The sequence below is a fragment of the Micromonospora sp. NPDC050980 genome (assembly GCF_040653835.1).
In the GTDB taxonomy this organism is placed as follows: Bacteria; Actinomycetota; Actinomycetes; order Mycobacteriales; family Micromonosporaceae; genus Micromonospora.
In genome coordinates this window covers 1-20,043 of record NZ_JBFAGS010000016.1, presented here as the reverse complement: position 1 = coordinate 20,043, position 20,043 = coordinate 1, and the positions used below count along the sequence as shown (strand labels likewise).

The 20,043-nt window shown below is 74.6% G+C and carries 21 protein-coding genes and 1 pseudogene; 9 read left to right on the top strand and 13 right to left on the bottom strand.

The window, feature by feature from the left end; genetic code table 11:
* The first annotated feature begins 51 nt into the window (after window positions 1-51).
* From AB0H28_RS22125 to AB0H28_RS22115, 3 genes are read left to right on the top strand one after another with little or no spacing between them, the layout of a single operon-like run.
* A complete protein-coding gene (locus AB0H28_RS22125; RefSeq protein ID WP_358043179.1) occupies window positions 52-1,887 on the top strand; it encodes a glycoside hydrolase family 15 protein in 1,836 nt (611 codons plus the stop codon).
* Window positions 1,884-2,663, top strand: coding sequence for an SDR family oxidoreductase (locus AB0H28_RS22120; protein WP_358043176.1), 780 nt, complete (start codon window positions 1,884-1,886; stop codon window positions 2,661-2,663). The genes AB0H28_RS22125 and AB0H28_RS22120 overlap by 4 nt, the downstream gene beginning before the upstream one ends.
* A 36-nt stretch (window positions 2,664-2,699) precedes the next feature.
* Window positions 2,700-3,200: a YfcE family phosphodiesterase gene (locus AB0H28_RS22115; protein WP_358043173.1), complete on the top strand. Its 501-nt coding sequence runs from the start codon at window positions 2,700-2,702 to the stop codon at window positions 3,198-3,200.
* 7 nt (window positions 3,201-3,207) lie between these two features.
* Here the strand turns inward: AB0H28_RS22115 and AB0H28_RS22110 are convergent, their stop codons facing one another.
* On the bottom strand, window positions 3,208-3,429 hold the full coding sequence (locus AB0H28_RS22110) for a DUF3072 domain-containing protein (RefSeq protein WP_091067695.1): 222 nt from the start codon (window positions 3,427-3,429) through the stop codon (window positions 3,208-3,210).
* Window positions 3,430-3,509: 80 nt separating this feature from the next.
* Between AB0H28_RS22110 and AB0H28_RS22105 the strand changes: the two genes are divergently transcribed.
* Complete coding sequence (locus AB0H28_RS22105; protein WP_358043170.1) at window positions 3,510-4,472, top strand: FAD-dependent oxidoreductase; 963 nt, start codon at window positions 3,510-3,512, stop codon at window positions 4,470-4,472.
* Between the two features lie 23 nt (window positions 4,473-4,495).
* Here the strand turns inward: AB0H28_RS22105 and AB0H28_RS22100 are convergent, their stop codons facing one another.
* From AB0H28_RS22100 to AB0H28_RS22090, 3 genes are all read right to left on the bottom strand, one after another.
* Window positions 4,496-5,782 carry a cation:proton antiporter gene (locus AB0H28_RS22100; protein WP_358043167.1) on the bottom strand — a complete coding sequence of 429 codons (1,287 nt, stop codon included), beginning with the start codon at window positions 5,780-5,782 and terminating at the stop codon, window positions 4,496-4,498.
* Between the two features lie 100 nt (window positions 5,783-5,882).
* Window positions 5,883-6,560 carry an HAD family hydrolase gene (locus AB0H28_RS22095; RefSeq protein WP_358043164.1) on the bottom strand — a complete coding sequence of 226 codons (678 nt, stop codon included), beginning with the start codon at window positions 6,558-6,560 and terminating at the stop codon, window positions 5,883-5,885.
* A 40-nt stretch (window positions 6,561-6,600) separates the two neighbouring features.
* Entirely contained in the window at window positions 6,601-8,685 is a 2,085-nt protein-coding gene (locus tag AB0H28_RS22090) for a SpoIIE family protein phosphatase (protein ID WP_358043161.1), read from the bottom strand.
* A gap of 199 nt (window positions 8,686-8,884) precedes the next feature.
* Here AB0H28_RS22090 and AB0H28_RS22085 point away from each other — a divergent pair, with 199 nt between their 5' ends.
* Window positions 8,885-9,745 carry a hypothetical protein gene (locus AB0H28_RS22085; RefSeq protein WP_358043159.1) on the top strand — a complete coding sequence of 287 codons (861 nt, stop codon included), beginning with the start codon at window positions 8,885-8,887 and terminating at the stop codon, window positions 9,743-9,745.
* Between the two features lie 55 nt (window positions 9,746-9,800).
* Here the strand turns inward: AB0H28_RS22085 and AB0H28_RS22080 are convergent, their stop codons facing one another.
* A complete protein-coding gene (locus AB0H28_RS22080) occupies window positions 9,801-10,163 on the bottom strand; it encodes a DUF6401 family natural product biosynthesis protein (RefSeq protein WP_358043156.1) in 363 nt (120 codons plus the stop codon).
* Window positions 10,164-10,327: 164 nt separating this feature from the next.
* On the opposite strand from AB0H28_RS22080, the gene AB0H28_RS22075 reads away from it, so the two are divergent.
* A complete protein-coding gene (locus AB0H28_RS22075) occupies window positions 10,328-10,774 on the top strand; it encodes a hypothetical protein (RefSeq protein WP_358043153.1) in 447 nt (148 codons plus the stop codon).
* Here AB0H28_RS22075 and AB0H28_RS22070 read toward each other — a convergent pair whose 3' ends face one another.
* From AB0H28_RS22070 to AB0H28_RS22045, 6 genes are all read right to left on the bottom strand, one after another.
* Window positions 10,775-10,987, bottom strand: a complete 213-nt coding sequence (locus AB0H28_RS22070) for a hypothetical protein (protein WP_358043149.1) — start codon at window positions 10,985-10,987, stop codon at window positions 10,775-10,777. It abuts the gene before it with no gap.
* Window positions 10,988-11,148: 161 nt separating this feature from the next.
* The gene (locus AB0H28_RS22065) at window positions 11,149-11,412 is read right to left on the bottom strand and encodes a hypothetical protein (protein WP_358043146.1); all 264 of its coding nucleotides are present in this window, start codon (window positions 11,410-11,412) and stop codon (window positions 11,149-11,151) included.
* A gap of 105 nt (window positions 11,413-11,517) precedes the next feature.
* On the bottom strand, window positions 11,518-11,979 hold the full coding sequence (locus AB0H28_RS22060; RefSeq protein WP_358043143.1) for an SRPBCC family protein: 462 nt from the start codon (window positions 11,977-11,979) through the stop codon (window positions 11,518-11,520).
* 58 nt (window positions 11,980-12,037) lie between these two features.
* Window positions 12,038-12,454, bottom strand: coding sequence for a DUF2795 domain-containing protein (locus tag AB0H28_RS22055; protein WP_358043140.1), 417 nt, complete (start codon window positions 12,452-12,454; stop codon window positions 12,038-12,040).
* An 86-nt stretch (window positions 12,455-12,540) separates the two neighbouring features.
* Window positions 12,541-13,518 (bottom strand): YihY/virulence factor BrkB family protein, encoded by a 978-nt coding sequence (locus AB0H28_RS22050; RefSeq protein WP_358043137.1) that lies wholly within the window; start codon window positions 13,516-13,518, stop codon window positions 12,541-12,543.
* A 239-nt stretch (window positions 13,519-13,757) separates the two neighbouring features.
* Complete coding sequence (locus AB0H28_RS22045) at window positions 13,758-15,194, bottom strand: aldehyde dehydrogenase family protein (protein ID WP_358043134.1); 1,437 nt, start codon at window positions 15,192-15,194, stop codon at window positions 13,758-13,760.
* Window positions 15,195-15,266: 72 nt separating this feature from the next.
* Between AB0H28_RS22045 and AB0H28_RS22040 the strand changes: the two genes are divergently transcribed.
* Window positions 15,267-16,859, top strand: coding sequence for an NAD(P)/FAD-dependent oxidoreductase (locus AB0H28_RS22040; protein ID WP_358043131.1), 1,593 nt, complete (start codon window positions 15,267-15,269; stop codon window positions 16,857-16,859).
* A 33-nt stretch (window positions 16,860-16,892) separates the two neighbouring features.
* Here AB0H28_RS22040 and AB0H28_RS22035 read toward each other — a convergent pair whose 3' ends face one another.
* Window positions 16,893-17,660, bottom strand: coding sequence for a polyprenol monophosphomannose synthase (locus AB0H28_RS22035; protein WP_358043128.1), 768 nt, complete (start codon window positions 17,658-17,660; stop codon window positions 16,893-16,895).
* A 91-nt stretch (window positions 17,661-17,751) separates the two neighbouring features.
* On the bottom strand, window positions 17,752-18,198 hold the full coding sequence (locus AB0H28_RS22030) for an SRPBCC family protein (protein ID WP_358043125.1): 447 nt from the start codon (window positions 18,196-18,198) through the stop codon (window positions 17,752-17,754).
* A 200-nt stretch (window positions 18,199-18,398) separates the two neighbouring features.
* On the opposite strand from AB0H28_RS22030, the gene AB0H28_RS22025 reads away from it, so the two are divergent.
* Together AB0H28_RS22025 and AB0H28_RS22020 are read left to right on the top strand one after the other, a co-directional pair.
* A complete protein-coding gene (locus AB0H28_RS22025) occupies window positions 18,399-19,952 on the top strand; it encodes an HAD-IIIA family hydrolase (RefSeq protein ID WP_358043122.1) in 1,554 nt (517 codons plus the stop codon).
* Window positions 19,949-20,043, top strand: a pseudogene (locus tag AB0H28_RS22020) (glycosyltransferase family 1 protein); the annotation flags it as partial. The gene AB0H28_RS22025 and the pseudogene AB0H28_RS22020, both read left to right, overlap by 4 nt.

The window sequence follows — 20,043 nt, the reverse complement described above, 5'->3', positions numbered from 1 at the left end:
CCGCGCCGATCCGGGCAGGCATGGCCACGCCGTGGCCGGGTAGCCACCACCGTGCGGACCGGACGGATCAGCGAGCACGGCTTCCTCGCCGACGGGCGCAGCGCCGCCCTGGTGGACACCGCCGGCGCGGTGAACTGGTGGTGTCCCGCCCGGTTCGACGGGCCGTCGGTGTTCGGGCGGCTGCTCGACGACGACGCCGGGCACTGGGCGATCCACCCGGCGGGCGAGTTCACCAGCACCCGGTCCTACCTCGACGACGCGCTGGTGCTGCGTACCGTCTTCCGCACCGCGACCGGGGCGGTGGCCGTCACCGACGCCCTGGCGCTGGAGCCCGGCGCGCGCGGCCACGACATCGGCCTGCGCTCACCGCGGGTGCTGGCCCGGGTGGTCCAGGGCCTCGACGGCGAGGTGCCGATGCGGGTGCACTACGCGCCGCGGTTCGAGTACGGGCGGGTCGGCGCCTACCTCACCGACCACGACGGGGTGATCGGGGCCACCGCCGGCGCCTGCCGGCTGGAGTTGCGCACCGACGTCCCGCTGACGTTCGCCGGTGACGCCGCCGCGGGGCGGTTCACCGCCCGCGCCGGCAGCGTCCACCACTTCACCCTCGGGTACGCCCCGACGTACGCCGGTGGCGCGCCGGTGCTGCCCGACGCCGGCGACGTGGTGGCCGGCGCGGTCGCCGGCTGGCGTTCCTGGGCGGACCTGCACGACTACCGGGGTGAGTACCGGGACCTGGTCCGGCGCAGCGCGCTCGTGGTGCAGGGGATGACCTACGGGCCGAGCGGCGCGGTCGTCGCGGCGGCCACCACCGGGTTGCCGGAGCTGCTCGGCGGGGACCGGAACTACGACTACCGGTTCGTCTGGCTGCGCGACTTCAGCCTCACCCTCCAGGCGCTCTGGCGGGCCGCCTGCCCGGACGAGGCGGACCGGCAGTTCACCTGGGTGGCCCGGGCGATGGGCCGACTCGGCGACGCCCCCGCCCCGATCATGTACGGCGTGGAGGGGGAGCGGGACCTGACCGAGCACGACCTCGACCACCTGGCCGGTTACGCGGGCAGCCGGCCGGTGCTGGTCGGCAACGACGCCTGGCGGCAGCGGCAGAACGACGTGCTGGGCGAGGTGCTCGACGCGGCGTGGCTGATGCGGCACTACCTGGACCCGATGTCGCCCGAGGTGCGCCACCTGCTGCGCACGCTCGCCGACCAGGCGGTGCGCGACTGGCACCGGCCGGACTCCGGGATGTGGGAGGCGCGCGACGCGCAACGGCACTACGTGTCGTCGAAGGTGCAGTGCTGGACCGCGCTGGACCGGGCGGTCCGCTTCGGGCCGCGGATCGGTGCGCCGGCCGACGTGGCCCGCTGGGCGGCGGCCCGCGACGAGGTCCGCGCGGCGGTGCTCACCCGGGGCTGGAGCGAGCGGGTCGGCGCGTACACCGGGGCCTTCGACTCCGACGACCTGGACGCCTCGGTGCTGATCATGCCGCTGGTCGGCTTCCTGCCCGCCGACGATCCGCGGATGCGCGCCACCGTGGGCGTCGTCGAGCGCCGGCTGTCCCGCGACGGGCTGCTGCGCCGCTGGGACGGCGACCCGGCGGGCTTCGTGATCTGTTCGTTCTGGCTGGCCGGCTGCCTGGCCGAGGCCGGCGAGGTGGACCGGGCCCGGCGGCTGTTCGCGCAGCTCGCCGCCCGCACCAACGACCTCGGCCTCTATGCCGAGCAGATCGACCAGGCCACCGGCGAGCAACTGGGCAACTTCCCGCAGGCGTTCTCGCACATCGGCCTGATCAACGCCGCGGGCCGCATCACCGACGCGGCGGCACGGTTCGAGCACGACCGACCGGCCGTGCCGATGGGCGCGGTCCGCACGGAGGGAGCAACCGGATGAGCGGACGGCTGGCGGGGAAGACCGCCCTGATCACCGGCTCGGACTCGGGCATCGGCCAGGCCACGGCCATCGAGTTCGGCCGGGAGGGTGCCGACGTGGTGGTGCACTACCTGCACGACCACGCCGGGGCGAACCACACCCGGGCCGAGATCGAGGCCGCCGGCTCGCGGGCCGTGGTGGTGCAGGGCGACATCAGCGTCGAGCATCAGGTGGAGGCGATGTTCGACGAGGCGCTGGCCGAGTTCGACCGGCTGGACGTGCTGATGAACGACGCCGGCGTGGACGCCTCCGGCATCCCGGTGGCCGACCTGGACACCGAGACCTGGGACCGGTGCATCCGGACCAACCTCTACGGCATGTTCTTCTGCTGCCGGCGGTTCGTCCGGCACCGCCGGGACGCCGGCGGCGGCGGCAAGATCATCAACATCACCTCGATCCACCAGGAGGTGGCCCGGGCCGGCGGCGCGGACTACGACTCCAGCAAGGGCGGCATGCTGGAGCTGGCCAAGAGCCTGGCGCTGGAGGTCGCCCCGATGCGGATGAACGTGAACAACATCGGGCCCGGCATGGTGCTCACCCCGTTCAACCAGGAGGCGATCGACAATCCGGACTACCTGCACGAGCAGGTGCAGAGCATTCCGTGGAAGCGGGCCGCCGAGCCGGCCGAGATCGCCAAGCTGGCCGTCTTCCTGGCCAGCGCGGACGCCGACTACGTGACCGGGTCGACCTACTTCATGGACGGCGGCCTGATGCAGAACCAGGGCCAGGGCGCGTGAACGACGCCGCCGCGCCCGGTGCGGGAGGATGGCGCGGTGGAGTTGCTCATCATGGCGGACACCCACGTGCCGAAGCGGGCGCGGGACCTGCCCGCCCCGCTGTGGGCGGCGGTGGCCGACGCCGACGTGGTCGTGCACGCCGGCGACTGGGTGGACGTGGCGCTGCTGGACGCGCTGGCGGCGCGCGCCCGCCGGCTGATCGGGGTGTACGGCAACAACGACGGACCCGCGCTGCGCGCCCGGCTGCCCGAGGTCGCCCGGGTCGAACTGGCCGGGCTGCGGGTGGCGGTGGTGCACGAGACCGGGCCGAAGACCCGCCGCGAGGAGCGTTGCGCCGCCACCTACGGCGACTGCGACCTGCTCGTCTTCGGGCACTCGCACATCCCGTGGGACACCGTCGCCCCGGGCGGGCTGCGGCTGCTCAACCCCGGCTCGCCCACCGACCGCCGGGCCCAGCCGCACGCCACCTACCTGACCGCCCGGGTGGCGGCGGGACGGCTCGACCGGGTCGAGCTGCACCGCCTGCCCCCGCGCTGACGCCCGCTCAGCGCCCCCGGCCGGTCTCCGCCTGCAACTCGTCGATCCGCCGGGACGCCTCGGCCTTGGTCAACCCGTCCGGCACCGTCTCGCCCGCCTCCTGGGCCAGCGTGTGCAGGTAGGACTCCTGCGCCGCGGTCGGCGGCTCGTCGCCGGTCACCCAGTCGTCCGGATCCTTGACGGCGGCGTCCGGGTTCACGTTGCTGTTGTCGTTGGCGCGGTCGGCCATGCTGATCACCTCTCCTCGAACAGGTGTGCCAGTACCCCCGTGCCGGCGGGTTCATGCCGGCCGGCACCTACGATCGAGCGATGACGGCGGACCGGGCGGGTGTGGTGGTGGTCGGCGCGGGAATCGCCGGGGTGGCGTGCGCGTCCGAGCTGGCCCGCGCGGGTATCCCGGTCGAGGTGCGCGAGCGCGCCCGGGTGACCGGCGGCCGGATGGCCAGCAAGCGCTTCGACGGCCGCCCCGCCGACCTGGGCGCCGCCTACTTCACCGTGGACGACCCGGACTTCGCCGCCGTGGTCGCCGGTTGGCAGGCCGCCGGGCTGGCCCGGGAGTGGACCGACACGCTCGTCGCGTACGGGCCGCGCGGGCGGGAACGGGTGATCGGGCCGGTGCGCTGGGCCGCACCGCGCGGGCTGCGCTCGCTCGTCGAACACCTGGCCGCCGAGGTCGCGGTGACGCACGATCGGCTGGTCATGACCGTCGAGCCGGGGCCCCGGGTGGACGGGCGGGGGGCCGAGGCGGTGGTGCTCGCCATGCCCGGCCCGCAGGCCGCCCTGCTGCTGGACCCGGCGCTGGCCGAAGCCACCCGCGCGGTGGCGGCCCAACGCTGGTCCTCCGCGCTGACCGGGGTGCTGCGCTTCCCGTCCCGCCGCTGGGCCGACTTCCGGGGCGCGTTCGTCAACGACCACCCGGTGCTGAGCCTCGTCTGCGACGACGGCGACCGCCGCGGCGACGGCGCACCGGTGCTGGTCGCGCACACCACACCGGAGTTCGCCGCCGGGCACCTGCGCCAACCCACCGCCGCCCGGCCGGAGATCGAGCAGGCCGTCCGGGACCTGCTCGGCCTGCCCGAGCCGGCCGAGGCGACCCACGTGCACCGCTGGACGTACGCCCGGCCGGCGGGGACGGTCGCCGGGGCCGCCACCCACCATCTGGACGCCGACGGGATCGGCCTGGCCGGCGACGCGTTCGGCCGGCCGAGGGTGCAGAGCGCCTGGCGTTCCGGCCGTGACCTGGGCCGCGCCCTCGCCGCCCGGCTCGGCTGAACCCGCCGGCCGGTCCGGCGCGGTCAGCCGGCCGGCACCGGCTCCTCGGCCCGGCCCACCTCGGCGCTGTCCCGGGTGCGTTCGCCCGCCCGGTCCAGCAACCGCATGATCGGGGTCGCGGCGACCCCGTGCGCCACCACCGAGACCACCACCACCAGGCCGACGGTGGCCCACAGCAGGTCCGACTGCGGGAAGTCGGTCTCGCTGGTGGCGTACGCCAGGTAGTAGAACGAGCCGACACCGCGGATGCCGAACAGTGAGATCACCCAGTGTTCGGCCGGCCGGCCCGGCGCGCCGCGCAGCGCCAGCCAACCGGCCAGCGGCCGGATCACCAACACCAGCGCCAGGCCGACCAGCGCTGCCCGCCAGGTGAGCGGCACGAGCAGGCCGCTGATCACCGCGCCACCGAACAACAGCAGCAACAGCACGGTGAGCAGGCGCTCCACCTGCTCGGCGAAGTCGTGCAGCACGGCGTGGAACTCGTGGGTCCGTTCAGCGGCCCGGATCGCCCGGGCGGCCACGAAGACGGCCAGGAAGCCGTACCCGCCGATCACCTCGACCAGCCCGTACGCGAGAAACGTCGCGGCCAGCGCGAGGAAGCCCTCGGAGTGCCGGGCCAACCGCAGCGTGCTCGGGGCCCGGAAGAACAGCTTGCCGAGCAGCCAGCCGACCAGCAGGCCGCCGCCGACCCCGGCGGCGAGCTTGTAGACCACGTCGACGGCCAGCCACTCGGCCAGCCAGGCCGACGGCGCGAGGCTGGTGCTGGCGATCGCGATGGCGGCGTAGACGAACGGGAAGGCCAGCCCGTCGTTCAGGCCGGCCTCCGAGGTGAGCGCGAAGCGCACCTCGTCCTCCGCGTCCTCGTCGTCGTTCGGCTCGCCCACCTGCACGTCGGCGGCGAGCACCGGGTCGGTCGGGGCGAGCGCGGCGCCGAGCAGCAGCGCCGCCGCCGGTACCAGACCGGCCCACCACCAGCCGAGCAGCGCCACCGCGGCGATGCACAGCGGCATGGCGATGGCCAGCAGCCGCCAGGTGGACGACCAGCGAGCCCAGCTCAACGGCCGGTCGATCTTGAGGCCGGCGCCCATCAGGGCGACGATCACCCCGATCTCGGTCAGGTGCGTGGCCAGCTTCGACCAGTGCAGCGGGTCCGGCGTCGGCAGGCCGGTCGGCAGCGCGAAGACCAGCATGCCGAGACCGAGGAACGCGATCGGCATGGACAGCGGTCGCTTCTCCAACAACCGGGGCAGGATCCCCGCCAGCAGCGCACCGACGCCAAGCAGAGCGAACGCGACATCGACCGGTTCCACGACCCCACCCTCCCGCCGCCCGTCGGCCGGGCGGAGGTGCTCAGCAGTGCCCCGAACCGGTGCCGGCTAAGCCTTTCGACGCAGCCCGGTGACCAGCGGCTCAGCCGAGCGACCCGATCGCGCTCGCCGGCAGGGCGTCCAGCAGCTCGGCCGGGTCCTCGTATACCGCCACCGCCCCCGCGCCCGCCAGTTCCGCCCGGCCGGTGCCGCCGCAGGTCAGCCCGATGCACGGGATGTCCAGCTTGCCGGCGGCGGCCACGTCCCACACCGAGTCGCCGACGAAGACCACCCGCTCGGCGGCCAGCCCCGACTGCTCCAGCGCGGCGGCCAGGATGTCCGGCGCGGGCTTGCTCTCCTGCGCGTCCGCGGAGGAGGTGACGGTGTCGATCACGTCGTCGGCGTCGAGCGCGGCGCGCAGCGCGGCCACCTCGTGCTCGGCGGCCGAGGTGGCCAGCACCACCCGCAGGCCGCGATCCGCGCAGGCGCGCAGCAGCTCCCGCGCCCGGGGCAGCGGCGCGAGCCGCTCCCAGTACTCGGCGTAGAGCGCGTCGTGCGCGTCGCGCAGGCGCCCGTCGGCGTCGGTGTCCCGCTCGGCGCCCAACAGATGGTCGAGGAGCTTGTCCGAGCCCATGCCGATGGCGCGGTGGATCCGTGCCATCGGCACCCGGTGGTCGGCCTGGCGCAGCGCCTCCCACCAGCTCACCGCGTGCAGGTAGGTGGAGTCGACCAGGGTGCCGTCCACGTCGAAGAGGACGCCGTGTCGCGTGTCGTGGGTCATGGCTGCCTTCTACCCGGGCGGGACGCCGCCGACTCTCGGCTCACTCGGGGGGAATGAGGATCTCGAACCAGACCGTCGAGCCGCGTACCGTCGGATCGGTGCCCCAGGCGTCGCTCAGCTCCTCGATCAGGCCGAGCCCGCGCCCCCGGCTGCTCAGCGTGTCGGTCTGGGCCCGGGTGACCTGCCCCCGGGTGCCCGAGTCGGCGACCGAGACGAGCAGCCGCTCGGCGCTCAGGTCGATCTCGACCCGGGCGGCGGTGCCGGCGTGCAGCAGGGCGTTGGTGGTCAGCTCGCTGGTGCACAGCACCGCGGCGCCGACCACCGCCTCCGGCACCCGCCACTCGGTGAGCTGCCCGGTCAGCCAGTGCCGGACCCGGCTCGGCGCGGTCGGCTCGGCGGGCACCTCCATGCCGGCCGACCGGCTGGGCCGGACCGCGTGCTCCACCGCCAGCACGGCCACGTCGTCCTCGGTGGCGCCCGGCACCGCGGCGGTCGCCACCGCGCACAACGCCCGGGGATCGCCACCGCTCGCGGCGCTCACCGCCGCGCCCAGCCCGGCCAGCCCCGAGGTGAGGTCCTGCCAGCGCCGCTCCACCACGCCGTCGCTGTAGAGCAGCAGCGTGTCGCCGGGCCGGAACGGCACGGTGACGGTGCGCTGCCGGCCGCCCAGGCCCAGCGGCGGCCCGGGTGGCACGTCGACGAACTCCGCGGCCGGGCCGTCGCCGGTCCGGCCGCGCCGGATCAGCGGCGCGGGGTGGCCGGCGCTGGCCAGCGTGATCAGCTCCCGGTCGACGTCGACGACGCCGAACACCACGGTGACGAACAGCTCGTGGGTGCCGCCCTCGGTGCCGAGGCTGGCGACCAGCCGGTCCAGGCCGCCGAGCACCGCGTCCGGCCGAGGATCGGACAGGGCCAGCGCGCGCAGCGCGGCCCGCACCTGGCCCATCCGCGCGGCGGCCTGCACGTCGTGGCCGGCGACGTCGCCGAGCACCACGCCGAGCGCGCCGGTGGGCAGCAGGAACGCGTCGTAGAAATCACCGCCGGCGGCGTTGCCGTCGACACCCGGGTCGTAGCGGGCGGCGATGCGCAGCCGGGGCAGATCCGGCAGCTGCTCCGGCAGCATGCTGCGTTGCAGCAACTGCGCGGTGCCGTGCTGGGTCTCGAACCGGCGGGCCCGCTCCGCGGCCTGGCCGATCAGCTCGGCGGACGCGGCGAGCAACGCCCGCTCCGCCGGGGACCAGGAACACGGCTCCTGGTAGCCCACGGTGAGCGCGCCCCGGATCACCGTCGAGCGCAGCGGCAGCGCGGCGAGCGCGCGGATCTTCTCGTCGTGCCGGTCCACCGCGATCTCGCGCAGCGGCTGCCCGTCCGCGGCGAACGAGGGCACGCCGCTGCGCGCGGTCACCACCGCCGGCAGCGCCGAATCGGCGGTCATCCGGCGCCACAGCGGGGGCAGCCGCTCGTCGGCCTCGTCGAGCAGCTCGCCCCGGATCCGGCGGACCATCCGCCACGCCGTGCCCTCGTCGACGGCGAAGGAGACCCGGTCGGCGTCGAACGAGTGCAGGCAGTAGCGCAGCGTCACCCGGGCCACGTCGTCCAGGGTGAGGGTGCCGGAGAGCGCTGCGGCGAAGTCGCTCAGGCTCTGCAACTGGCGGGTCAGCTGGGTGGTCTGCGCCGAGACGGTGAGCACGCCGACGATCCGGCCGGTGGAGTCCCGGACCGGCGAGTGGCCGCGGGTGAACACCGCGGGCTCGGCCTGCCGGTCGGCCGGCAGCACCGCCTCCCGCTCCAGGAAGGGCTCGCCCAGCCGGTACACCCGCTCCAGCGCCTCGCCCGCACCGGCCTCCCGCCACACCTCGGCGAACACCTCCGCCGCCGGGCGGCCCAGCGCGTCCGGGTAGCGGTCACCGATCAACTCGCCGTAGCCGTCGTTGTAGAGCAGGGTCAGCTCGTCGCCGAGGAGCAGGGCCATCGGTACGGGGGAGGACAGCACCACGTCCGCCACCGCCCGCACCGCCGGGTCCCAGCTCAGCGGGGAGCCCAGCGGCGTGCCGGCCCACGGGTGAGCGTCCGCCCCCGGCGTGGGGGCGGACGGCGTGGGAATCCGACCGACGGTACCTGGCATGACCGCAGCCTAACCGGAGTGTGGCCGGCGGGTTCCGATCATGCCTCCGCGACCGGAACCACCCCCCGGTGGCGGGAACGTCAGGGCAGGTCAGGGCCGGTTCGATCGGCCATGTCGGGAAATTGCCCCGGTCCGGCCCGCGTGCTGCCGATAGCACCGGGTATGCGGGCGGCGCAGTTCACGCGACAGGAGGGACATCATGCCGAAAACCCTCGCGGTCGGCCAGGTCGACATCAGTGCGGCCTGGACCGACTTCTGGAGGTCGGTGCTGCTCTTCGTACCGAGGGCGATCGCGTTCATCGCGATCCTCGTGGTGGGTTGGCTCATCGCCCGAGCCGTCCTCAAAATCGTGGACGCGGCACTGGAACGGGTGGGGTTCGACCGCGCCGTGGAACGCGGCGGGATCAAACGCGCCCTGGAACGCACCAAGTACGACGCCAGCGACATCCTGGCCAGACTGGCCTACTACGCGGTCCTGCTGTTCACCCTGCAGTTCGCCTTCGGGGTGTGGGGACCCAACGCGATCAGCGACCTGATCCGCGGGGTGGTGTCCTGGCTGCCGCGGGCCTTCGTGGCGATCGTCATCGTGGTGATCGCGGCGGCCATCGCCAACGCCGTGCGGGACCTGGTCTCGGGTGCGCTCGGCGGCCTCTCGTACGGCCGGGTGCTGGCCGACGTGACGGCGGTCTTCATCCTGGCGCTGGGCGTGATCGCCGCGCTGAACCAGGTGGGTATCGCCACCACGGTGACCACCCCGGTGCTGATCGCGTTCCTCGGCACCGTGGCGGGGATCCTGATCGTCGGTGTCGGCGGTGGTCTGATCAAGCCGATGCAGAACCGGTGGGACGGCTGGCTGGAACGGGCCGCCGAGGAGTCCCGGGCGTTCCGGCAGCAGCGGCAGGCGCAGCAGGTCGGCCGCGGCGACTACGAGCGGCGGATGGCCGACCGGGGCGGGCAGCCCGCACCGGCGGCGCCGGAGTCGTCGATGTCCGGGGCGGGCACCTACCGCTCGGGCGAGATGGGCGACGAAACGCAGCAGTTCCGCCGGCCCAACGGCTGACGGTGCACGGGTCAGGGGTGTCCGCGGGGCGATCGCGGGCGCCCCGGCCCGCGTTTCAGGCCAGGTGGCGCGGGTCGAGCGCGCGGGCCAGCAGGCAGACCGCCAGCAGTCGGGTGAGCAGCCAGTCCGGCGCGGACCAGTCGATCGGGCCGATGGGCGCAGTCCAGCCGTGCTCCGACGCGGCGTCGCGCAGGCCCTCGGCGTACCCGGCGAGGGCCGCCACGGTCAGCGGCCGGCGATCGCCGTGCAGGCTGTCGCGGATCCCGGCGGCGTGCTGGTCGACCGCGGCGAGCAGCCCCGGATTCGCCGCGGCGGCGGCGAGCCCGGCGGCGCCGACGGCGGTGGTGAGGGTGGTGAGGGTCGACCGCGTGACCACCGTAGCGGACGGGGTCGCGACCCGGTTGCGGGGCACGCGCATGGAGACCGAGGCTAGCCCCGGGCAGCCCCGGGTGGCCTCGGCCGACCGGAGGATGCCCCGATCCACCGGGCGGGCCGGCCGCGTCGGTCGCCGGGATTGAGCCGCCCGCGCCGGGGCAGAAGGGAACCACGCAGACGACGCAGCCGAGCCCGCGGAGGCACACCATGGCACGACAGGCCGACCGGCCGGACCGCGCGCACCGCCGGCCGGACGGGGTGAGTGACGCCACGGTCGAGGCGGTGGGCAAGCTCGGTGAGGCCCTGGAGGGCGTCGAGCGGGCCCGCGGCCACCTCTACGAGCTGCACCAGCTGATCGGTCACGCCGACCTGGCGTTGGACGAGGCGGTGGAGTTGTTCCGCGCCGCCGGCCACCCGGAGATCGCCGAGCGGATCGACCGCGACCTGCTGGGTCGCAACGTCATCGCCGGGCGGTGGACCTTCCAGCTCGTCGAGGAGTTCGACGACGGCTACTACGCGCTCTTCCGGGAGCTCGACCGGCGGGCCCGCGACGAGTTGGTCGGGGGCCGCCGGCACCTCTACGAGGCGGAGATGAAGGAGCGACGTCGCAGCCGGGGCCGGCCGGGGCACGAGGCACGCCCCGCCGAGCGGTGATCAGTCGGAGGAGCGGGCTCCCGCCGGGCGCCGCCGGGCGCCGTCGTCGGCGATGATCACGGTGGCGACCATCAGGGCCACCACCACGCTGAACAGCCAGGAGCTGTCGTCGCTGAACTTCGCCGCCACCGGGGCCTGGACGGCGGCGAGCAGGAAACCCAGCCAGGCGAGACGGCGCTGACGAGTGGAGAGGAAAGAGGAACCCTGATCCATCCCGAAAGTCTTACGCGCAACCGGGGATGTGCCGTCAGCCGTTCGGCCGATTCTGGATGGGCTGTCCGCTTTCTCGGCCGCCCGTACCGCATTTCTTGTCGTTCCGGCCGATGCGCCGGATCACGGTTCCGGGCACCGGCCGGTGCCCGGAACCGGGCGTCTCAGATGCTGTCCGGGCCGGTCCGGCCGGTGGTCGACGGCCGGTACGCCCGGTCCGCGTCGGTCATCTCCCGGCGCTCGGCCTCCGGAGAGGCGCCGCGGTCCACCGCCTCCGGGCCGTGCCCGAACGCGGCCTCCTCACCGGCGTCGTTGCCGGTGACGTCGTCGGCCTGGCCGTCCAGGGTCGACCGGGCGAGCGCCCGGTCCAGCTCGTGCAGGGGAGTGCGGTCCTCGTCGCGCCACACGTGGCTGTCGTTGTCGGTCATTCCCCTGCGGTACCCGGGCCGGATGATCGCAAACGGCCCCGCCGGACACGGCGACGGCCGCCGGATCACCGGCGGCCGTCGACAGGTGGTACGAGGAGAAGACCCTCAGGGGGTCGGCCGGTCCACGGACCCGCGCCAGGCGCCGGTCTCCTGACCGCGCCGCTCGATGAAGTGCTTGAACCGCTCCAGGTCGCCCTTGGCCCGGCGGTCGACCACGCCCAGCTTGTCGCCGGCCTGCTCGACCACCCCGTGCGGCTCGAACTCCATCTGGAGGGTGACCCGGGTGTGCCCCTCGTCGAGACGGTGGAACGTCACCACCCCGGCCTGCTGGGTGCCACCTGTGGAACGCCAGGCCACCCGCTCGTCCGGCAACTGCTCGGTGATCTCCGCGTCGAACTCGCGCTTCACGCCCGCGACCTCGACGGTCCAGTGCGTCATCCGGTCGGAGAGCTGCCGCACCTCCTGCACGCCCTCCATGAAGTGCGGGAACTCCTCGAACTGGGTCCACTGGTCGTACGCGGTACGGATCGGGACGTCCACGTCCACGTGTTCCATGACGCCGCTCATGTCGGGGTTCCTCCTGTTCCGCCGGTGTGCTGTCGCGAACCGTGGTCGTCCGGTCCGCTCACCATCGCGTCGTCTCGTTCCGATGCCCGAGTGCGGCCCACACCTCGGACACCGTCTGGTAACGGGTGCCGTCCGGCAGGCCCCGCAGGGCGTCGACGATGTCCGCCGGCGCCTCGTTCTCCCGCGCGTTGGCCACCAGCGCGTCCCGGTCACCCGGCAGGGCGGTCATCGTGATGAACCGGCCGAGGCGGCTGCGTGCCTCCACGTCCTCCGAACTCATTCCCTGCGGCGAACCGGTGCGCAGCTCGCCGCCCGGAGCGGTGGTGGCGTCCGGCTGGTCCTCGCCGGCCGGCTCCGGCTGGCGGAACTCGTCGACCCGGGAACCACCGGCGCCCGGGCCCTGGACCAGGCCGCTGACCTCGCTGCTCATCTGATCGTCGACCCTCGGCGAGTGCTTGCTGCTGCCACGTTCCATGCCCACAGAGATGCCCCGGGGGATCGCCGGTAAACGGGGCCGCCCGGCGAGGCGGTCATCGGGCCCGCAACCGGATGCCGCCACCGTCAGGTGTCCGCCGCGGCGCGCGGCGGCAGCACCGGCTCCTCCGGGTCCTCGACGCCGGCCTGCATCGCCCGGCCCCGCTGCAACTCCGCGTTCACCTGCACCCCGAGCATCAGCGCACAATTGGACAGGTAGAGCCAGACCAGGAACGCGATGACCGCGCCGAGGCTGCCGTAGGTGACGTCGTAGGAGGCGAAGTTGGCCACGTAGAGACCGAAGCCGAAGGACGCCGCCACCCAGGCCACCAGCGCCAGCGCGCCGCCGGGGGTGAGCCAGCGGAAGCGCGGCTGCCGGACGTTCGGCGCGATCCAGAACAGCAACGACAGCAGCGTCATCGCGACCAGCGCGAGCGCCGGCCACTTCGCCACCGACCAGGTGGTCCGGGCCAGCCCGCCGGCGTGCAACCGGTCGCCCACCGCGTCGGTGACCGGGCCGCTGACGATCAGCGCGGTGGCGACCACCGCGAGCAGCAGCAGGCTCACCCCGGCCATACCGATCTGCAACGGGCGGAGACGGTAGAACGGTCTGCCCTCCTCGACCCCGTAGATCGCATTCGAGGCCCGGGTGAACGCGCCGATGAACCCGGAGGCCGACCAGAGCGCGCCGAGCAGGCCGAAGCTCAGCAGCGCCTTCGCCGGGCCCTGCTGCTCGACCACGCCTCGCACCACACCGATGAACGCGTCGTTGCCGACCACCGAGCCGGCGCCGATCTCGCGGGCCAGTTCGATCACCGTGTCCACCGTGCGCGGGCCGTCGGAGACCAGGCCGACCAGGGCGACCACCACGATCGTCGACGGGAAGAGCGCCAGCACCCCGTAGTAGGTGAGCGCGGCGGCCCAGTCGGCGCAATTGTCCTTGACGAAGCCCTGACCGCTGCGCAGCAGCACACCCCGCCAGGTGCGCCAGTTGAGCTGGCGCATTCGCCGGGGCAGCCGGGGCCGCGCCCGACCGTCGACCGCCGGTGGTGTCGTCGCCGTCATGACCGCCTCCTCCACGCCCCGGTGGCGCCACCGGAGCGTGGCCCGCCGGTACCCCACCGCGGAAATCGACAAACCGCCCGCCGGTCTGCCCCCGGAAACGGACGGGAACGACAGCGACCACCGATCGAGACGGAGGTGGACGAGACGCCCGGGCGTGAGGTGATGCCGAGCACGTTGAAGCGCCCCCCACCACGACGACGAGCCCGGGGCCGCGCGGTCCCGGGCTCGCGCGTGCGACCTCACCAGTGGCCGCCGCCCGGCGCCTCCAGGTGCACCACCTTCACGGTGCTGAACTCGTCGAGCAGCTCCGGGCCGTACCCGAAGCCCTGGCCGCTGCCCCGGCGCGGCTGCGCGGCCCCGCCCGGCGCGCCGCCGAACACGGAGTTGACCTTCACGGTCCCGACCGGCAGCTCCCGCCACGCCCGCTGGGCATGGCTCATCGAGCCGGTCAGCACGGTGGCCGCCAGCCCGTAGGGGGAGTCGGCGGCGCAGCGCAGGCCCTCGTCGAACGAGTCGACCACCACCACCGGCGCGACCGGGCCGAACGTCTCCTCGCGGACCAGCGCCATCTCGTGGCGGCAGCCCTCGACCACCGTGGCCGGGTAGAACGCGCCCGGCCCGTCCGGCAGCGTGCCGCCGGTGCGTACCCGGGCGCCCTGCGCCACCGCGGCGGCGACCTGGCCGTGCACGTGGTCCCGGTGCCGCCGGTCGACAAGCGGACCGAGCTGCGTGTCCGGGTCGGCGCCGGCGCCGACGGTGAGCGCCTCGGCGCGGGCCACCAGCGCGTCGACGAAGTCCCCGGCGACGTCGCGGTGCACGTAGACCCGCTCCACCGCGACGCAGATCTGCCCGGCGTTGGCGAAGCAGCCCAACGCCGCCTGCTCGGCCGCCCAGACCGGATCGACGTCGGCGTCCACCAGCAACGGGTCGCTGCCGCCATTTTCCCGCAGCACCTTCGCGCCGCTACGGGCGCCGGCGGCGGCGATCGACCGACCGGTGGCGGTGGAGCCGACGTGCGCCACCACGTCCAGCCCGTCCTGGCCGGCGAGTGCCGCGCCCACCTCGCCGCCGCCGGTCAGCAGCGACAGCACGCCGGCCGGCAGCGCCGAGTCCAACGCCCGGGCCAGCAGCCAGCCGGTGGCGGGACTGCGTTCGCTCGGCTTGTGCAGCACCACGTTGCCGGTCACCAGGGCGGCGCCGAGCAGGCCGCAGGAGACGGCCACCGGGTCGTTCCACGGGGTGATCGCGGCGACCACCCCGCGCGGTTCGGGTGCCATGAAGTCCAGTGCCGAGTGGCCGCCGTGCAGGGTGCGGCCACCGCGCACCGGGGCCAGCTCGGCATACTGTCGCAGCGTGCCGACGCCCGCCGCCACGCCGCCGCGGGCGTCGTCGAGCGGCTTGCCCATCTCCGCGGTGGTCGCCCGGGCCAGTTCGTCGGCGGCGGCCTCGACCGCGTCCGCCGCCCGGTGCAGCGCCGCGGCCCGCTCGGCCGGGGCGGTCGCCGCCCACCCCGCCGCCGCGTCCCGGGCCGCCTCCACCGCCTTGGCCACCTCGTCCGCGGTGGCCACCGGCGCCCGGGTCACCGGCGTCCCGTCGGCCGGGTCGTGGACGACCAGCTCGCCGCCCTCGCCCCCGGCGCCCCACACCCCACCTATGAGCTGCGCAACCGTGTACATGCGGCCATGCTTGCCCCGGTTCGGGCGGGGCAAACGCGTTTCGCCCGGTGAGCGGCCGGGTAGGCGGATCGGATGACTTCCACCGCCGACGCCGTCGTCGTCGGGGCCGGGCACAACGGGTTGGTGGCGGCGAACCTGCTGGCCGACGCGGGCTGGGACGTCCTCGTGCTGGAGGCCACCGGGGCGGCGGGCGGCGCGGTGCGCTCGGCGCAGGTGACCGCCCCCGGCTACCTCAGCGACCTCTACAGCTCCTTCTACCCGCTCGGCTTCGCCTCGCCGGTGCTGGGCGGCCTGCGCCTGGAGCAGCACGGCCTGTCCTGGACCGACGCCCCCGACGTGCTGGCCCACCTGCTGCCGGACGGCCGGGCCGCGGTGGTCAACCGCGACCTCGACCGCACCGCCGCGTCGCTGGAGGCGTTCGCCCCGGGCGACGGCGAGCGGTGGCGGCACGCGTACGCGGACTGGCAGCAGGTGGCCGAGCCGATGCTGGACGCCATCACCAGCCCGTTCCCGCCGGTCCGCGGCGGGTTGGGCCTGCTGCGCCGGCTCCGGGTGGCCGGCGCGCTGCGGCTGGCCCGCCGGCTGGTGCTGCCGGTGCGCAAGCTCGGCGCCGAACTCTTCGACGGCGACGGCGGGCCGGCGTTGCTGGCCGGGTGCGCCCTGCACACCGACCTGTCCCCGGAGGAGGCCGGCTCCGGCGTGTACGGCTGGCTGCTCGCCATGCTGGGCCAGCAGGTCGGCTGGCCGGTGCCGGTGGGCGGCGCGCAGCGGATCACCGACGCGCTGGTGGCCCGGCTGGTCGAGCGCGGCGGCCGGATCGAGTACGACGCGCGGGTCGAGCGGGTGCTCACCGCCCGGGGGCGCGCCATGGGCGTGCGTACCGCCGACGGCGTGGACCGGCGGGCCCGCCGAGCGGTGCTCGCCGACGTGCCCGCCCCGGCGCTCTACCTCGACCTGGTCGGCGCGGACGCGCTGCCGCCCCGGCTGGTCGAGGACCTGGCGCACTTCAGGTGGGACGGCTCGACGATCAAGGTCGATTGGGCGCTGTCGGCGCCGATGCCGTGGCGGAACCGGGACCTGGCCGGCGCCGGCACGGTGCACCTTGGCGCCGACCTGGACGGGCTCACCACCTACTCCGCCGAGCTGGCCCGGGGCGAGGTTCCGCGCGACCCGTTCCTGCTGGTCGGGCAGATGACGGTGGCCGAACCGAGCCACTCGCCGCCCGGCACCGAGTCGCTCTGGTCCTACACCCACCTCCCGTTCCGGCGGAACTGGCGGGCTGAGGAGGTCGCCGCCCACGTGCAGCGGATGGAGGCGGTGCTGGAGGACGCCGCCCCGGGTTTCCGCGCGTCCGTCGTCGGACGGCACGTCGCCGGTCCGGCCGACCTGGAGACCGCCGAGCCGAGTCTGGTGGGTGGCGCGCTGGGCGGCGGCACCGCGGCGGCCTACCAGCAGTTGTTCCTGCGGCCGGTCCCCGGCCTCGGCCGCGCCGACACCCCGGTGGACCGGCTCTATCTGGCCAGCGCCTCGGCCCACCCGGGCGGCGGGGTGCACGGTGCGCCGGGTGCCAACGCCGCCCGCGCCGCGCTGGCCCGCGACCGCGCGGTCACCGGCGAGATGTACGCCCGGGCGATCGCCGCCGCCCACCGCGCCGTCTACCGCTGAGCGCCGTCCCGCCGTCCCGCGTCGGTGCGACTGTCAGTCGTCGAGGTTGCGGTGCCGGGTCCGGAGCTTGAACGGCATCAGCGCACTCTCGATCTTGGTGGCGGTGGTCATCTTCGAGTCGCCGTCACGGCGCTCCTCGAAGCGGATCGGCACCTCCAGGATGGTGTGGCCGAGCTTGGTGGCGAGATAGTGCATCTCCACCTGGAAGCTGTAGCCGTTGGACTGCACCCGGTCCAGCCCGATGGCCCGCAGCGCGTCCGCCCGCCAGATCTTGAAGCCGGCGGTCAGGTCGCGGATCCGCACCCGCAGCAGCGTGTGCACGTAGAGGTTGGCCCAACCGCTGAGCGCGCGGCGATAGAGCGGCCAGTTCTCGTCCAGCTCCCCGCCCGGCACGTAGCGGGAGCCGATGACCACGGACGCCTGCGTCGAGAGCAGCGCGCCGAGCATGCCGGGCAACGCCTCCGGCGGGTGCGACAGGTCGGCGTCCATCTGGGCGACGAACTCCGCGCCGTCGTCGATCGCGCGGCCGATGCCGTCCACGTACGCCCGACCGAGGCCCTCCTTGCCGGGGCGGTGCACCACCAGCACCCGATCGGGGTGCTCGACGGCCAGCTTGTCGGCGACCTCGCCGGTGCCGTCGGGGGAGTTGTCGTCCGCGACGAGCACCTTCAACCCCGGCAGTGGCAGCGCGAGGAGGCGCTCGACCAGCGCCGGGAGGTTGCCCGCCTCGTTGTAGGTCGGAACGACGACGGTCAGGCGCGCGTCCGCCCACGGGCTGGGCAACTGCACGGGTTGGATCATCACGGACTTCCTCGATCGGCCGACGGGTTCACCTGAGAGCGTAGCCAGTCCGCTTCGCAGGTACCGCATTGACGCCCCGGCGGCACCATGCTCACCGCGCCGCCTGGTGCCGCGTCGCGATGTCCGACAACCGGGCCAGCGTCTCCTTGTTGCGCAGATGCAGCACCACGTCGTTCAGCTTGGTCCGGACCCAGCGCAGCGGCCCGGCCGCGAAGTCCTCACCGATGGTCACCCGGGTGCGGCCGTCGGGCAGCGGCTCCAGCACGAACGCCACGATCGCCTCACCGGCCGGCCAGAGCCCGGCACGCAGCACGAGCCGCTCGGGCGCCCGACACTCCAGCACCGTGGACGCGTCCTGCAACGACAGCGGCCAGGGGCCGGCCCGGTGGTGCAGCCGGCTGCCCACTCTCGGCCAGGTGTCGTCGACGTCGCGCACATGCGTGGTGCCCACCACCCAGTCGCTGTAGGTCCAACCGTCCGCCAGCACCGCGAAGACCCGCTCCGGGGACGCGTCGATCACCCTTGCCACAACCGCCACACGAGATCCCTACCCCCGTCCGGGCCGTCACTAACGACGGCCGGGTTAGCTTCTCCGGGACGGCGGGTATCCCGGCGTCGACGTTTACTCCTCGGGGCGTCGGGAACCCGCCGCCCGTGCGACGGGACCACGAGCGGGATCAGTGCAGGTCAGCCGGGGTTGATCCGGCTGGCCGGCCGCCGTGGAGCCTGTACCGGGCGGTGCTGCTCGACCGGGACGGCACGCTGGTGGAGGACGCGCCCTACAACGGTGACCCGGAGAAGGTCCGGCCGCTGCCGGGCGCCCGGGAGGCGTTGGACCGGTTGCGTGCCGCCGGGCTGCGGCTGGCCGTGGTGACCAACCAGTCCGGCCTGGCCCGCGGCCACTTCACCGCGCACGACCTGAGCCGGGTCAACGCCCGGGTGGAGGAACTGCTCGGGCCGTTCGACACCTGGCAGATCTGCCCGCACGCGGAGTCGGACCGCTGTGCCTGCCGCAAGCCGGCGCCGGGACTGGTGCACGCCGCCGCCCGCGCGCTCGGCACCACGGCGAGCCGGTGCGTGCTGATCGGAGACATCGGCGCCGACATGGCCGCCGCCGCGGCCGCCGGCGCCGCCGCCGTCATGGTGCCCACGCCGGCCACCCGCGACGCCGAGGTGGCCGCCGCGCCGACCGTGGCCGCCGACCTGCCGGACGCGGTCGACACCGTGCTGGCCCGGATGCGGCTGGTGGCCGCACCGGCCACCGTTCGCCGGCCGGGCGGCGGGACGGTGCTGGTGGTCCGCAGCGACGCGGCGGGCGACGTGCTGGTCAGCGGGCCGGGCATCCGGGCGGTCGCGGCCGGCGCGGACCGGGTGGTGCTGCTGTGCGGGCCGCGCGGCCGGGCCGCCGCCGAGCTGCTGCCCGGCGTCGACGAGGTCGTCGAGTGCCCCCTGCCCTGGATCGACGCCCCCGCCCCGCCGGTCGATCCGCTCGCGATGCGCGCGCTCACCGACCGCCTCGCCGCCGTGCGCGCCGACGAAGCGGTCATCTTCACGTCCTTCCACCAGTCCCCGCTGCCCCTGGCGCTGCTGCTCCGCATGGCCGGCGTACCGCGCATCAGCGCGATCAGCGACGACTACCCCGGCGCCCTGCTCGACATCCGTCACCGGGTACCGGTCGGTGTGCCCGAACCCGAGCGCGCCCTGTCGTTGGCCGTGGCCGCCGGATACACCCTGCCCGACGACGACGAACCCGGACTGCGCCTGCGCACCGACCGCCTGCCCCCCGTCCCGGCCGCCGCCGGGCCGCCGGGCTACGTGGTGCTGCATCCGGGCTCCTCGGTCCAGACGCGGGCCTGCCCGGTCGAGCTGGCCACCCGGGTCGTCCGGGTGCTCGGCGCCGCCGGCTACCGCGTGGTGGTCACCGGCGGGCCGGACGAGCGGGAGCTGACCGCGCGGGTGGCCGCGGCGGGCGGCGTGGATCTGGGCGGCCGGACCGGGCTGGACGAGCTGGCGGCCGTGGTCGCGCGGGCCGGGGCGCTGGTGGTGGGCAACACCGGCCCGGCGCACCTGGCCGCCGCGCTGGGCGTGCCGGTGGTGAGCCTGTTCGCGCCGACCGTGCCGTTCGGCCAGTGGGGGCCCTACCGGGTGCCGACGGTCCGCCTCGGCGACGCCGCCGCGCCCTGCCGGGACACCCGCGCCACCACCTGCCCGATCCCCGGGCACCCCTGCCTCTCGGCGGTCGAGCCGGGCCGGGTGCTGGAGGCGTTGCGACTGCTCGGAGTGCTCGGATGAACATTCTGCTGTGGCACGTGCACGGCTCGTGGACCACGTCGTTCGTGCACGGCAAGCACCGCTACCTCATCCCGGTCAACCCCGACCGCGA